This window comes from Nibrella saemangeumensis (assembly GCF_039541915.1).
GTDB classification, from domain to species: domain Bacteria; phylum Bacteroidota; class Bacteroidia; order Cytophagales; family Spirosomataceae; genus Nibrella; species Nibrella saemangeumensis.
On record NZ_BAABHD010000005.1, the window covers coordinates 311,195 to 326,342 of the forward strand.

Sequence of the window (15,148 nt, forward strand, 5' to 3'; positions counted from 1 at the left end):
GTCGGCAGGGCTTCTCTGTTTTGGGCATACACCCCGGATCAGTTGCTGGTCCCGTTCGGCAATGTTTTCACCCCCATATTCCAAAGAATGAACGAGTAGATGTCGGCCATCAACTCAATGTTCTTTTTGGTGTTGCTGGCACCGTGGCCCGAGTTGGTATCAATCCGGATCAGGGCCGGGTTCGGGCCTTTGTACTTCTCCTGCAGCGTAGCGGCATACTTAAACGAATGCGCCGGTACGACCCGGTCGTCGTGGTCGGCCGTGGTGATCAGAGTAGCCGGATAACTGATACCCTCTTTGATGTTGTGAATTGGCGAGTAGGCATATAGGGCCTTAAACTCGTCCGGCTTATCGCTGCTGCCGTAATCGGCAATCCAGTTCCAGCCGATGGTAAATTTGTGGAACCGCAGCATATCCATCACACCCACCTGCGGAATTGCCACCCGGAACAGGTCCGGCCGCTGGTTCATGGCAGCGCCAACCAGCAGCCCGCCGTTAGAACCGCCCCGGATTGCCAATTTGGCGGGTGAGGTATATTTCTGGGCGATCAGGTATTCGGCGGCCGCAATAAAGTCGTCGAATACGTTCTGCTTCTTCAGCTTCATACCCTGCTCGTGCCATGTTTCGCCGTATTCACTGCCGCCCCGGAGATTCGCCTGGGCATAAACGCCCCCCTGCTCCAGAAACGGAATCAGCAACGCACTAAAGGCCGGAGGCAGACTAACGTTAAAGCCGCCGTATCCGTACAGCAAGGTCGGGTTGCTGCCGTTCAGGCTGATGCCTTTGCGATAGGTAATAAACATGGGTACGCGGGTACCGTCTTTGCTGGTGTAAAACACCTGCTTTGTTTCGTAATCCGTTGGTTTGAACGCCACTTCGGGTGCCCGGAATACGGTGGTTTTACGCGTAGCAATATCGTACCGGTAGATGGTCGGCGGGAAGGTGAACGACGTAAAGGTGTAGAAAACAAACCGGTCATCCTTTTCACCGTCAAAGCCGCTGGCGGAGCCAACACCCGGCAACGTCACTTCATTTTCCAGCTTCCCGGTCAGGTCGTAAACAGATACCCGCGAGGTAACATCCTTCGAATACTCCACAAACAGCTTTCCTCCTGCCGTGCCGACCCCGGTCAGTGGCTCCGGCTTTTCGGGCAGCACGACAGTCCATGAACGGGTACCGGGGCTATAGCGGACAACTTTCTCGTTGGGCGCATCGGCATTGGTTTTGATCAGGAAATCATCGCCGATATTATCCAGCACCCGGTAGCTAAAATTGGTAATGGCTTCGATGACCGGCGTAAACTGCGCATTCCCTTTTTTGGTATCCAGCACGTACAGGGCGTTTCCGTCCATTCCCTTCCCCCGATCGCTGACATACAGGACGGCAAACCGCTCATCTTCGGTTGTACTAACGTTGTGAAAACGCTGCGGATTGGCCTTATCCTGATACACCAGCCGGTCGGCCGACTGCGGGGTATTCAGTTTGTGAAAATACACCTGATGATCTTCGTTTTTGGCGGCCAGCTCACTACCTTCCGGTTTGGGGTAGCGGCTGTAATAAAAGCCATCGCCCTGCCAGGCGGCTCCTGATACTTTCACCCACTCCAGCCGGTCGGGCAGGTATTGTTTGGTGGTCATATCCATCACCTGGTACTCCTGCCAGTCGGACCCGGCCTTTGATAAGCCAACCACCGCATACCGCCCATTTTTTGACAGGGAAAAGGCCGTAAGGCGGGTTGTTCCGTCAGCCGACAGTTTGTTGGGGTCAATAACGACTTCCGGCGCAGCCGAAGCCTCCAGGCTCTTCTGCCGGTACAGCACCGACTGGTTCTGCAGGCCGTCGTTTTTCGAGAAGTAATACCAGTCGCCCTTGCGGAACGGTGCCGAATATTTCGGGTAATTGAATACCTGCTCCAGCCGGTTCTGCAACTGCTTTCGGTACGGGATCTGCTCCAGGTAGCCGAAGGTTACCTGGTTCTGAGCTTTTACCCATTCCGCTGTTTCGGCAGAGCGGTCATCTTCGAGCCAGCGGTACGGATCGGCCACTTTAGTGCCGTGGTAGTCGTCAATCTGGCTGGTTTTGCGGGTTTGCGGATAAGTAAGTGGCCCGTTGGTCTGGGCCAGCGCGGCAGAAGCACTAATCATTACGGATACAGAGATGAAGTTTAGTAAACGCATAGGTATAGGTTATCAGATAAAAACCAAAGAATACACTTACGGTAGTTAAATAAACTGAAATCGGCAAATAAAATTCACCAGATACCACAATTAGGGCTAAACATTTTGTATTATTCCAGTCCAGAACACCTTTTGCTCCCTCATCACGATGCGGTCTTTCCATTACCGGCTTCTTTTTGGCCTGTTGGCGTTATACCTGGGGATGTATCAGGTAGGGGCGCAGCCGTTTCGGGTAGATCACATTGGGGTAAACCATGGTCTGACGCAGGGTTCGGTATACTATATGCTGAAGGATAGCCGGGGGTTCCTGTGGTTCGGCACTCAGGACGGTCTCAACCGCTACGACGGCCATCATTTTCGGACATACCGGCCTAACCAGCAGGTAGCCGGCAGTATCTGGGGAAATAATGTATTCGGGATTGTCGAAGATTCGACGGGAAGCCTTTGGATTGGTACCGAAGAAGGCCTGAACCGGTACAATCGCCATAGTGACAACTTCACCAGCTTTCATTACCTCAGACAAGACGGCAAACCACTGCCTAACCGGACCCTGCCCTTCTACGTCAGCCAGCGCGAACTGCTCTACCTGAGCGATCGCGAAGGACTGGTCTCGTTTGACGTCCGGACCGGAAAAAGGAAACGTCTGCAACAGTCGCTGACACCCCCGCACGAGTATGATATGCAAAGCTCGACGCTGCGGACGGCCGCGGGCGATGTCTGGCTCCACGCGCCCAAAGGTCTGATCCGTTACAACATCAGGGAAAACAGAATTTACCGGTATTTCAGCGACCAGCCCGACAATCAGGCCGGTAATGCACGGGCCGTATTTGCGTTTCATATCGACGCCCAGAACATCGTCTGGCTGGGTACCGACATTGGCCTCATCCGGTTTGATTACCGCAGCCTGCAAGTTCAGGTTTTTGACCGGGCATCCGACGGGAGTCGGCAGCTAAGCCCGGTGCAGAGCATTGCCGAAGACAAGCGGGGACGGCTGTGGCTCGGAACCCAGAGAGACGGGGTCCTGTACTTTACCAAAAATACCCGTCAGTTTGGTCAGGTCGTTAATCTGACCGACGGCGCTGCGCGTCTGATTGATTTTTCCATCAAAAAGATATACGTTGACGACCGCGACATTGTCTGGGCGAACATTGATCCGAACGGTATCGCCAAAATCGTGTCGGAGCCATTTATGCTGGGGGGTATTGCCAAAAGAGCCTATTCCAACGATCTGACCGATGGGCAGCAACTCGCCGGGTATACAGTCAGAGGGATGGTCGAAGAAGAACCGGGTGGGCTTGTCTGGATCGGCACTGAAACAGGTATTAATGTACTGGACCGCCGGACCAACCGCATCATCCGGCGATACCTGCACGAAAAGGGACCAAAATTGCTCCCGAAAGACCAGCCTGTCAAATGCCTCTATCGCGACCCTCAGGGCCGCATCTGGGTCGGCACAAACTATGGCGTACTGCGATTCAATCCGGCAACCCAAACATTTGACACGTATAGCTTTCCCGACAAAAACGAAAGCCTGGTGTCCATTAATTACGTGCGGAACATCGTCAGCATTGATCCCAATACGCTGATTACGGCCACCGAGGAGGGCTTGTATCAACTGGATATACCAACCCGGACATGGCAGATCCTTCCGGCGCTGCGCGGGGTCAATATTTTTAGCCTGCTGTTTATTCCCGAAGCCAGCCGGCTTTGGGTAGGTACGCAGTTGCAGGGGGTGTACTCGTTTCGGTTACCAGCGCCGGGCGATACTCCGGCTACCCCCTGGCCGGTGCTGCTCCATGAGCTAACCGGCTATACGGTGCTGCATATGTACAACGACACAGCCCGACAGGCCCTCTGGCTGGCTACCGACCGTGGACTGGCCAAGATAAGCCAGGAGCAGAAGCAGCAGAGACCCCAGATAAACCTGTATACCGATCGCCTGGCCAACACGTTCCTCTACAGCATACTGCCAGACGCTAAACAAAATCTCTGGGTGAGCACCAACCGGGGCATCTCGCGGTTTAACCCCCAAACTGAATCGTTCAAGAACTTCGATCTGTCCGACGGGCTACAGGGCTACGAATTCAACGGCAATGCGTTTATGCGTACGGCCGACGGGGAGCTGTTTTTCGGGGGTGTCAACGGATTCAACCGCTTCCGGCCGGAGCGCTACCGCAGCAGTACCTTTAAACCCTCGGTCCATATTTACGACCTGAAAGTAAACGAGAGGCCGTACCGGCAGGAAACGAATGACGAGACGTACGTTGGCGAAATGTCGTCGATTACCCTGGACCACGACCAGAATACCCTGTCGCTGGAATTTGCGGCTATCGACTACATCAGCAACGGCCGCAATCAATATATGTACCAACTGGAAGGCTACGACAAACGCTGGGTTGAGGCCGACGGAAAAAATTACGTGCGCTACGCCAACCTGCCGCCCGATACCTACACGTTCAAAGTAAAAGCGGCTAACAAAGACAATTTGTGGAGTGATGACGTCCGAGAGCTGGTTATTACCATCCGGCAGCCCTGGTGGCGTTCTATTGCGTTTTGGCTGCTCATGGCGTTCTTAATCGGCTTAGGGGTTTATGCCTTGATTCGCAGACGGGAAAAGGCCATTCGGGAGCAGCAGGCGGAGCGCATCAGACTCGCCTATAGCATTCAGGAGCAGGTAAAAAAAGATATTGCCCGAGACCTGCACGATGAAATCGGCACCCGCCTGGCTACCCTGAAGCTCTATATTTCCCAGATGGGCCAGCACATCACCGACAATGACGAAACCCGGTCGATCCGGGAAAACATGTTTGCGCTGATCAATGATACCATCAGCGACGTGCGAAACCTGCTGCGGAAGCTTAATCCACGGACCCTCGAACAATACGGCTACGTGGCCGCTATGGAAGAACTCCTTAGCCGAATTAACTCGACCGAAGAGGTGCAGGCTCACCTGACGCTAAACGAAGCGCCCGACCGGTTACCAACCGAGATTGAACTGATGTTGTACCGCATTACGCAGGAACTGATCAACAATACCCTTAAACACGCCAACGCCAGCCGGATCGACATCTTCTTCTCGGCGGTTGATAACCGGCTGGTTTTAGACTACCAGGATAACGGCGTCGGTTTCGACTATCAGCACGCCCGGCAAGGGCTCGGGATCGGTAACATCGAAAGCCGGGTGGCGATTATCGGCGGACGCATTACCTGGCACACCAGCAACGAAGCTGTCCGTCCTGAGCCCGGACGGCCAGATGCGGGTCGGCCGGTTCCCGGCACCCACGTTACCATTGAACTGCCCTGGAATCCCCAGCACGATCAGCCTACTCACACATCAATAAATACCCCTTCGCTCTCGGGATAGCCGGTGCAGGTCAGTACCCAGCCATCAGCCAGGTCGCGCTCCGTCAGCACATCGTTGATGGTCATGTACACCCGCCCGCTCCGGCAGCGGGCCGCGCACGACGAGCAACGCCCACCCCGGCAGCTGTACGGCAGCGTAAGGCCGTGATTCAGCGCAGCCTGCAGAATATTCTTGTAGGCCGGCACATCAATAGCATACTCCTGTCCCCGGTACCGCAGCAGAATCTGGTGGTCGCGGCTCAGCGCTGGCGGAGGAGCCAGGGTAACCGGTTCAATGACGAAGTTTTCGCGTCGGATCTGCTCGGGCCGGAAGCCGCTGAAGAGGAACGTAAACTGCACCATCCGCATGTAATCGAAAGGACCGCACACGTAAAACAGGCATGTGTGGCGATCAATCTGAATCAGATCGGGCAGCAGCTGCTCCAGTCGCGTATTGTTGAGCCGTCCCCGCATACCAGTCCAGTGGTCTGACGGCTGACTGAGCAGGTTCCACAGCCGGAAACGCTCCGGATACTGTTGTTGCAGCTCTTTTAGTTCTTGATTGAAAATGATGCTGGACTCCCGGGTATTACTGTACAGCAGGGTAATATAGCTTTGCGGCTCTTCACGCAACACTTGTTTGAGCAGTCCAAATAACGGTGAAATACCGCTGCCGGCTCCCAGCAGAATGATATCGCGCCGGAGAGCCGGATCGGTAGCGATCGTAAAGCGTCCGGCCGGCGGAAGTGTGGTCAGGACATCGCCAACGTATAGATGATTGAGCAGATAGCGGGAGATTTCACCGTTGGCTACCCGCTTGATGGTCACCTGCCAATACGGATCAACGCCAGGGGCCGAACTAAGCGAATACGACCGGCGCACCTCGTGGCCGGCGCGGTTCAGGATAAAGGTAAGAAACTGACCGGCCCGGTAGGGAGGTGTTGACCCATCGACAGGCTCCAGCCGAAAACTTTTTGCGTCAGGTGTTTCAGGAATTATTTCAATAACCCGCAGGGGTAAGAAATCTTGGTTCATCAGGTTTCTTAATTTTGCGTGAAGCTCATTATCGGAACGCCGAAGCGGTTGAATGATGATACGTGTGGCCTGATTGTTTACATGAGACAGTTTACCAACCTCCTGCCATTGGCCTTTGTTGCCGGAATACTGTGCCTATTTTTGGCCGGAACCTTTCCTGACCCGTATCGGGCCGCAAAATCCCGTTACCCGTTCCAGCCGGACACCACGCGTCCGGACACCATCCGTCCGGTACAACCAGCCATTCAGACGGCGGGGCTCTCTAAACTGGCGGTATGCCCCGGCACCATGATTTCTGTGGGCTACACCACCAGCGGGACCTTCAATGCAGACAATGGATTTGTGGTTCAACTGGTCGATGCCGACAACAATTTTATCAACCTGAACGAACCGGCCCGCGCCAATCCGCTCATTGTAACCATACCTGCCGATAAAGCACCTGGTCACCGCTATCAGATCCGGGTTACGGCCACCAGTCCAATCGTCAACGGCTCATTACATCCCCTACGGATTTTACCGCCACCGGCCGCCCGTATCGAACTGCCCGACGGGGGTACGTCGACAACCATTATGCCGGGCCAGTCGACCACGCTCCAGGTTGTGCTAAGCGGAGCCGGTCCCTGGTCGTTTCGGCTGTCGGACAGCACGGAGGTATCCAACATCGTGCAGACGCCTTATGAGATGACGGTAACCCCCAGCGCGCCTACCGCCTACAAAATCCTTGCCGTAAAAAATACCTGTACGGCGGGCACGGCAACCGGGGAAGTTATTGTCAACGTCAGCGAAGATCCAGCACCAGTACTGGCTCTGAAGACACCAACCGGGGGCTATAAAGCATGCACGGGTACTCCGTTCCAGTTAGCGTTTACGGCCACCGGTCGCTACCACCCCGGCAACGAGTTTGTGGCGCAGCTGGAAGGCGAAAACGGAAGCTGGATTAACCTGCCCGGCCAGGCACTTGGCAGCCCCATCGTCACCCGACTGCCGTATGGGATTACCCCCGGCAAAACGTACCGGATCAGGGTAGCCTCTACTTACCCTACGCTGGCCAGCAGTACGGCCACGGTGACGGTATCTACCCCTGCCACCGCTGTTCTGCGGCCCGATTCGATTCGGATCGAAGACGGTAAAAGCACCGATCTGACTATTGACTTCACAGGCACCGGTCCATGGTTTGCGCTGCTGTCGGATGGGACGTACGAAAATGGGATCACTAAAACGCCCCATAAGGTACGGGTAACACCCGCCAACGCCACCGCCTACAGCATCACCTCGGCGGGTGGAACCTGTGGCGTTGGCGAATACAGCGGTCAGGCCTTTGTGCGGGTCAATGTGCCGCTGTCGACGATCACCACCGGCAACCTGAGCAGCCGGACGATTTGCTACGGCAGCGAAATTACCGTACCCTTCACCTCCTCCGGCCGTTTTTACGCCAGCAATAAGTGGATTGTACAGGCGGCCGACTCCACCGGCCGGTTTGTCAGCCTGGCGACCACGTATAAAGACGGGGTACTGAAAGCCATAATCAATCCGGCCTTTGTGCGCGATACCATCAGCACCGTCCGGCTCAGAGTCATTTCGACCACCCCGGCCGTCAATGGCACCGAAACGACACTAACCGTACTGGCTCCCAATACCGGACAGGCACTCGTCATGGGCGAGGCAGCCATCCGGCCCGGCCAGACAGCCAGGGTCCGGGTGCAGTTCAAAAATGGTCTGCCGCCCTGGTCGTTTAGTCTGTCAGACGGCACGAAAGTTAGCGGAACGTTTATTAACCCATACATTCTGACAGTCAGCCCGACCAGTACCACCGAATACCAGATTACCACCCTCAGCAGTTCGTGCGGGAGCGGCATTGCCCAGGGCAAAGCAACGGTCACCGTAGATACCAATTAAAAAAGGTGGGTTTCAGGCCCACCTTTTAGTTTACTTCAACGCCACGGGGTGATCATCCACCACAAATTTATCCACCTTATGGGCTACCGGCCGCAGGCTCATCAGATACGTGTACATGGCCCCCAGGTCTTCGTCGGTCATACCGCTGTAAAATGCCCAGGGCATTGTGGTGTTAAACTGATTCTCGGCAACAGCCATTTTCTTCTCGGCATCGTATACCGCATGGGCGAACCGATCGATAAACTGCTGCCGGGTCCACCGGCCAATACCCGTTTCGGGGTCGGGCGTAATGTTAGCGGAAAAAGCAACGCCCCCAGTTGCCTGTTTGAACGGCATTCCGCCGGTAAACTCCGTACCCGCTACCGGTGCACCTTTTTCGTCACGCTGCACATGGCAGTGGGTGCAGCCTGCCACCGTAATCAGGTAGCGCCCATGGGCCAGTTCATTTGACGGGTCCGGCTTTTTCGTGAACCTGGCCTGTGTGGGAAAGGTATTAATCAGCAGGCTCATAGGAAACTCCCACTGAGGTCTCTTATACACCTCACCGGCCGGAGGCAGCGTACGCAGGTAGGCAATGACCGACTTTATATCTTCGGGGTCAGCCTGCCCATAGGCATCATACGGCATCATGGGAAACAAGGCCGAGCCGTCTTTACGCACTCCGGAGGTAATAGCCCGAAACAGTTCACCATCGGTCCAGTCGCCCACACCGGTTGGCGTAATATTTGGGAAGGCCGAGTTAGGAGGAAATGCCGCTTCGTGCATTTTAGCACCAGCGCCCAGGGGGCCTTTTACCGGATGCAGAAAAGCTTTGTCATCTTTGGCCGAGTGACAATCCATACAACTCATCACATTATGGGCCAGGTATTTGCCGCGGGCAACCCGTTCGGGGGTAATCTTAACGGTCAGATCCGGAGCCGGATCAACATTGGGCAACACAAATCGCAGGTATGCCAGTCCACCACCGGCCGCAACAACAACAATCAGCACAACAATTCCCAGGATTTTGTAGAGTTTTCTCATATGGACACACGGGTTACGAGTAAATACTGACTAACTGACCGGGAAGTCGCATCAACTGCCAAACACTGGTACCAACTGGACTAACTACATACTACTCACTGCTTACTGATTTACGCTACAAATTACGCGGCTAACACAACTACCGGGACAAGACTAAATTTACTTGTTTAAATACAATTTGCAAGACACTCCCCATTAAATTTCCAACGGGTCGCCTAAATACCTAGCGTATGTCTGATCAGGCAACTACCCCGGCAGCAAAAAGCCGCTGGCGTCTCCCATTCGGTTCTGCCAACGGCTAAAAATTGTACTGCTGCCAACGGAGCACTGCCTACTCTTTCTTCTCCGGCATCAGCACCAGGCGGATAAAGTTCTTCCCGAAATACCGGTTCGCAGCTGCTTTGGTGCTTTCTACCGTTACCTGTTTCAGGCGTTCCTCCTCAGACAGGATCTCTTTGGGGTCATCGCCGTTGTAGTACTGACTCGACAGGTAGCTGAGCCAGAAGTTATTGTCTTTGAGCTGTACCTCCGTCTCTCGCTGGGTTTCGGCTTTGAACTTGTCAATGTCTTTCGGATCGGCCCCGCGCTGTTTCAGGTTATTGATTTCTTCCAGGGTCTTGCTAATCAGCTTCTCTACATTCTCGGGAGCGCAGCCAAACGCAACCTGAAAGGTGTACCGCTCGGCCGGATATTTGGCATACGACCCGTTGACCCCCACCCCGTAGACGCTGCTTTCCTCTTCCCGAAGTTTTTCGATCAGTTTGATCTCCAGCACTTCGGCCAAGGCGTCAATCTGCGTCGTGGTTTCCGGGGTCCAGTTAAAATCACCGCTGAACACCAGCCGAACTGTACTTTTCGGGTCTACCCCTTTGTAAACGGTTTTGGAAATCTGACCCGCCGGAATCCGGATGCCCAAATCACGATACCGCTCCTGTCGGTTACTGGCGGGTAAGCCGCCCAAGTATTTTTCGATCAGCGGCTTAATGTCGAGTTCCTTAAAGTTGCCGACAAAAACAAAGGTAAAATCGCCGGCATCGGCAAAGCGTTCGCGGTAGATGTCGATGGACCGGTCCAGGTTAACACGGTCGAGTTGTTCGGGCCGCAGCGGCAGCCGGCGCGGGTGACCTCCCCCCAGCACAGTCTGTACCGTATCCTGAAATACCTTGGCCGGCGTCGGCGTAGCAATCTGGTTCTCCAGAAAACTCTTCTGGTTCGACAGAAAACCCTGCACCACCTCGGCATCCTTTCGGGGTTGGGTAAAATAACTGTACATCAACTGCAGGGCCGTTTCCAGATCTTTGGGAGCCGCGCTGCCGCTGATGCCCTCCTGCAATTCACCGATGTATGGGTTTACCGAAAGCGATTTACCCGACAGGTATTTACCTAATTGAATCTGGTTGTAATCGCCCGTGCCACCGAGGGTAGTTACCGTGGAAGCAAAGCGGGCCGATTCAAAATCCTTCTGGTCGTACAGGGAGGTACCCCCGAAGCTGGTGCCGGTAAACAGGATCTGATCGTTCTTGAAAGTAGTCGGTTTCAGCACCACCCGGACGCCGTTCTGCAGCCGCCACTCGGTTACCCCAACTTCCGGAATTTTCTTCTCCCCGGCAATGGGCTTCGCCGTCGGCTGTACGCGTAGTAAGGGACTATCCAGCGTCTGGTCTACGTAAGCGGTAATGTTCTGCCCCGCGTTGTTGATCCAGCCGAGTACCTGATCAACAGTCGGCAGTTTATTCTTGTTCTTATCCGGGGCCATAATGACTACGGCCCGGTTCTCGGGCGCAATAAACTGGTTCACCAACTGGTTCACCTCGTCCAGTTTAACACCGTCGATGGTACTCTTCAGAAAGTTGTAATAGAAATCGACGCCCGTCACCGGATCATTCTTCAGAAAATGCTGAACGTACTGGTTCACATAGGCCGCCGACCGGGTTTTGTTCCGCTCATTATAGGCCTGCTCAGCGCCCGATACCAGGTCACGCTTGGCACGCTCCAGCTCGGTAGGCGTATAGCCAAATTTACGCACGCGGGCGGTTTCGTCCAGCAGGCTCTGGATTGCCCGCTCGACATTATCCCCTTTGGCTACGGCAATGGAGGTAAACGCATCCAGATTACCGATAAAACTGCTGTAGTTGCTGTACCCACCCAGAAACGGCGGATCGGCCCGCTGCGTCAGTTCCTGAATGCGGTTACCCAGCATAATGTTGAACAAACTCCGTTTGATGCTCTCCCGCAGGTCATTTAGGGTGGTTTCTTTGATCTCCGGCCGCTTATAAATCAATTGGACAACTGTGTTGGGCTGCTCCTCATCGGTCACAATCACCACTTTGGTATCCGGGTGGGCGGGTATGGTAAAGGTCTGACGGGGCTTCGGGTTGGTTGCCTTGGGTATTCGGCCAAATTTCTCCCGGATCTGGCTCTCTACTTTGGCTATGTCAAAATCACCCACAGCCATCACGCCCATCAGGTCTGGCCGGTACCATGTCTGATAAAAACTCTCCAGATCCTCTTTTTTGAAGGTACGCAGTACCTCTTCTTTCCCAATGGGGAGTCGGTCGGCGTAACGGGAATTATTCAGGATATAGGGAAAATACTTCTCCCGCATCCGCTGCGCTGCGCCCCGGCCCGACCGCCATTCTTCCAGCACAACGCCCCGCTCCTTATCAATCTCAGCCGGATCGAGGGTAGCATTATGCGCCCAGTCTTCCAGAATCTGGAACGCCCGCTCAAACAACTCGGGGTTATCGGTCGGCACGGGCAGTTGATACACCGTTTCGTCGAAGCTGGTATAGGCGTTCAGGTCGGCACCGAAGCGCACACCGGACGATTGCAGAAAACTGACCAGCTCATTTTTAGGAAAGTTTTTGGTGCCGTTGAACGCCATATGCTCCATAAAGTGCGCCAGGCCCTGCTGGTTATTTTCTTCCAGCACCGAACCAGCCTTGACCACCAGCCGCAATTCGGCCCGGTTCTTCGGCTCCTCATTTTTACGGATATAGTACGTCAGGCCGTTGGGCAATTTGCCGACCTTGACATTCGGATCAAAGGGTATGGGCCGTTTCAGGTCGGCCGGTGACCGGGTCGAAGCAACCGCTTTAGTCGGCGCTTTCCTGGCTTTTGTTGTAGGCTGCGCTACTACCAGCGTAGTAGTCAGCCACAGAGCTGCGAGTGTGGTTCTGACAAGTGTATACATAGGAGAAACAAAGCACAGTGAATGTATTTGCTGCTCAGGCACCGCCGGGCGAGGGGTCTGCGTTGGCACGGACGCCTGACCAATACACAACTAAAAACTAGACCTTGATGATTATTTTTTTGGCGTACATCCACCACAGAATTACCACCCAGATCAGAATAAAGGTAACGGCCCCGGCCAGCGACGCATTGTAAGGACTAGTGAAATACGGCACAAAAAAGGTTTGGTACATCCACTCCCTGGCGCCCACCTCCGTACCATCGGGCCGGGTTACCCGAATCATATTCAGGATGCGGGGGATCAGTCCTGATAGAAAGAAGACAGTAATGGCATTTACCCCAAAGGCCACAAAAGGCGTTGTCCACCGCCGATAGCCGGGGCTTGTCCGGACCTGCACATCAATAAACCAGTAGCAGAGCGCCAGGCCCAGCATAGCCAGCCCGGCGGTTAGCAGCACAAAGGAACTCGTCCACAGCGCCTTGTTAATGGGAAAGAAGCTGTCCCAGATGACTCCACTTACCACCGACAGGCATCCGGCGGCAAACAGCCAGGCTACCTTATCGGCTTCGGGCCGATCTGACCGCAGCAGCGTACCCACCAATACGCCCGACAGCCCGGTAGCAATAGCGGGTAAGGTACTCAGCAGCCCTTCCGGGTCCCAGACTTTGGCACTGGCCCACAAGTGGCCCTCCAGCAGTGTCCGGTCAAGCCAGGCCCCCAGATTAGTGGTCGGCTCCATATTGGCATAGCCCACGCCCGGCACGGGAACTACAGTTAGCAGCAGCCAGTAGGCAATAAGCAGAATTACTATCAGCCGGCTTTGGGCGCGGGTACTGGTGCGCAGGTAAATCAAAGAGCAGGCCAGGTATACCAGCGCGATCCGCTGCAATACGCCCGGTATACGGAAAGTAGCAAAGTCGAACTTTGGAAACAGGTTCAGAAACAACCCCAGTCCAAACAGCACCAGGCTCCGTCGGAGGATCTTGCCGGCAACGCCTTTCTGCTGACCTATCGGACCGCCCAGTGCATACGTAATGGACACGCCCACGATAAAAAGAAAGAAGGGGAAGATGAGGTCTGTAGGCGTCCAGCCATGCCAGGGGGCATGCAGCAGGGGAGCATAGACATGGCCCCAGTCACCGGGGTTGTTCACCAGAATCATCCCGGCCACCGTAATGCCCCGAAAAACATCCAGCGACAGCAGCCGGGTGGCATGACGTTTATCGGCCACCGAAGCCGCTGACGCGTCAGCGGCTGACGAACCATATCCAACGGTTTGTGGCATAGTTTTGCAGCGAAAAATCAAAGCTACTCTTTTCTGGCAAAAAGTCTGACATCCGCTATTGATGTCCTCACGTGCTTACCCGTTTACCGAATGCTCAAAAGTTATCTGTCTCAATTGCGTTTACGCGTACCTTGTTATCATCCTTCCGCTTACCGTATGAAAATTTTTTTGATAGCAGCGGTGGTGGCTCTGCTCCTCTTACCTGGACTAGCTACTGCTCAGCCGGCAGCTATCTGGATCGATACCGATATACACCTCGGGCGTTTCGGCCGTGATGTCGACGATGGGCTGGCTATTATCCAGGCCGTACGATCAGATAAGGTGGCTATCAGGGGAATAAGCTTCGTCCTGAATATTAACCATGGCTACCGGATCACCGAAAAGCTTTTACAACGATGCGGTAAAACCATCCCCATCTACAAAGGAGCAACCAGCAGCAAATTGCTGGGAAAAGAAACCGATGCCATAAAAGCACTAGCCGAAGCGCTACGAAAAGAGCAGCTTTCCATACTTATTTTGGGGTCGGCTACCAATATAGCTACTGTCTTAATGCTCTATCCGGAGCTCCAGTATCAAATTAAGGAAATAGTGTTCTGCGGAGGCCGGCAACCGGGCCGGCTTCTTAACCCGGCCAAGGGCAGAATCAATCTCCCCGACATTAATTTCGAACGCGACCCAAAAGCTTTTCAACTAATTTTAAATACCCAAATACCCCTTGTTCTTGCTGGTTATGAAGCTTCTTCAACTATTTACGTAGATAACCAGGACATTCATTTTCTGCAGGAAAGTTCAGATCAAACAGATCGATGGCTGTACCAGCAGTTAAGACAATGGCAGAAGCTGTGGAAAATAGCACTGGGCTCCCGTAAAGGCTTTATTCCTTTTGATGCGGTAACAGCCGCGTGGCTGACAGACCCCGGCTACCTTCTTTATTTCAACGATATTCCGGTTAGCATCGAGCAGTTGCCTGATGATTGGAAACTCCATCGGCTCATTCACCACCGGAAACCTTTCCTGCAGGCTTCTTACCAGTATGCATCAATCCGAAAAGTCACCTACTGTTATGGCGTACAACCCGCCTATAAAGAGCTCATGCTGCAATCGCTAAAAGGTAATTTCCAGCCTGCTATAATTCCTGTTCTTACTGTTAAGTAAAAGGCCCGATTGGTATCGGGCCTTTCCTCATAGCATGTATAA

General features: G+C 54.1%; 8 protein-coding genes. 3 read left to right on the top strand and 5 right to left on the bottom strand.

Features of this window, described 5'->3' with window-relative positions; translation table 11 throughout:
- Nucleotides 1-38 precede the first annotated feature (38 nt).
- Nucleotides 39-2,144, bottom strand: coding sequence for a prolyl oligopeptidase family serine peptidase (locus ABD949_RS03255; protein WP_425576724.1), 2,106 nt, complete (start codon nt 2,142-2,144; stop codon nt 39-41).
- Between the two features lie 181 nt (nt 2,145-2,325).
- Here ABD949_RS03255 and ABD949_RS03260 point away from each other — a divergent pair, with 181 nt between their 5' ends.
- Nucleotides 2,326-5,541 (top strand): sensor histidine kinase, encoded by a 3,216-nt coding sequence (locus ABD949_RS03260; RefSeq protein WP_345240509.1) that lies wholly within the window; start codon nt 2,326-2,328, stop codon nt 5,539-5,541.
- Here the strand turns inward: ABD949_RS03260 and ABD949_RS03265 are convergent.
- On the bottom strand, nt 5,505-6,554 hold the full coding sequence (locus tag ABD949_RS03265; protein ID WP_345240511.1) for a 2Fe-2S iron-sulfur cluster-binding protein: 1,050 nt from the start codon (nt 6,552-6,554) through the stop codon (nt 5,505-5,507). The two genes, ABD949_RS03260 and ABD949_RS03265, sit on opposite strands and share 37 nt — an antisense overlap.
- Before the next feature lie 141 nt (nt 6,555-6,695).
- On the opposite strand from ABD949_RS03265, the gene ABD949_RS03270 reads away from it, so the two are divergent.
- A complete protein-coding gene (locus ABD949_RS03270) occupies nt 6,696-8,450 on the top strand; it encodes a hypothetical protein (protein ID WP_345240513.1) in 1,755 nt (584 codons plus the stop codon).
- A gap of 30 nt (nt 8,451-8,480) precedes the next feature.
- Here the strand turns inward: ABD949_RS03270 and ABD949_RS03275 are convergent, their stop codons facing one another.
- From ABD949_RS03275 to ABD949_RS03285, 3 genes are all read right to left on the bottom strand, one after another.
- A complete protein-coding gene (locus ABD949_RS03275; RefSeq protein WP_345240514.1) occupies nt 8,481-9,473 on the bottom strand; it encodes a c-type cytochrome in 993 nt (330 codons plus the stop codon).
- Between the two features lie 331 nt (nt 9,474-9,804).
- Nucleotides 9,805-12,666, bottom strand: a complete 2,862-nt coding sequence (locus ABD949_RS03280; RefSeq protein ID WP_345240516.1) for a M16 family metallopeptidase — start codon at nt 12,664-12,666, stop codon at nt 9,805-9,807.
- Nucleotides 12,667-12,763: 97 nt separating this feature from the next.
- Entirely contained in the window at nt 12,764-13,951 is a 1,188-nt protein-coding gene (locus tag ABD949_RS03285; protein ID WP_425576720.1) for an acyltransferase family protein, read from the bottom strand.
- Between the two features lie 90 nt (nt 13,952-14,041).
- Here ABD949_RS03285 and ABD949_RS03290 point away from each other — a divergent pair, with 90 nt between their 5' ends.
- Entirely contained in the window at nt 14,042-15,106 is a 1,065-nt protein-coding gene (locus ABD949_RS03290; protein WP_345240517.1) for a nucleoside hydrolase, read from the top strand.
- Nucleotides 15,107-15,148 lie beyond the last annotated feature (42 nt).

Excerpts from the sequence above, each read along its gene's own strand:
- ABD949_RS03255 (WP_425576724.1), bottom strand. The coding sequence starts at position 2,144 with ATGATTAGTGCTTCTGCCGCGCTGGCCCAGACCAACGGGCCACTTACT.
- ABD949_RS03260 (WP_345240509.1), top strand. The coding sequence starts at position 2,326 with ATGCGGTCTTTCCATTACCGGCTTCTTTTTGGCCTGTTGGCGTTATAC.
- ABD949_RS03265 (WP_345240511.1), bottom strand. The coding sequence starts at position 6,554 with ATGAACCAAGATTTCTTACCCCTGCGGGTTATTGAAATAATTCCTGAA.
- ABD949_RS03275 (WP_345240514.1), bottom strand. The coding sequence starts at position 9,473 with ATGAGAAAACTCTACAAAATCCTGGGAATTGTTGTGCTGATTGTTGTT.
- ABD949_RS03280 (WP_345240516.1), bottom strand. The coding sequence starts at position 12,666 with ATGTATACACTTGTCAGAACCACACTCGCAGCTCTGTGGCTGACTACT.
- ABD949_RS03285 (WP_425576720.1), bottom strand. The coding sequence starts at position 13,951 with ATGCCACAAACCGTTGGATATGGTTCGTCAGCCGCTGACGCGTCAGCG.
- ABD949_RS03290 (WP_345240517.1), top strand. The coding sequence starts at position 14,042 with ATGCTCAAAAGTTATCTGTCTCAATTGCGTTTACGCGTACCTTGTTAT.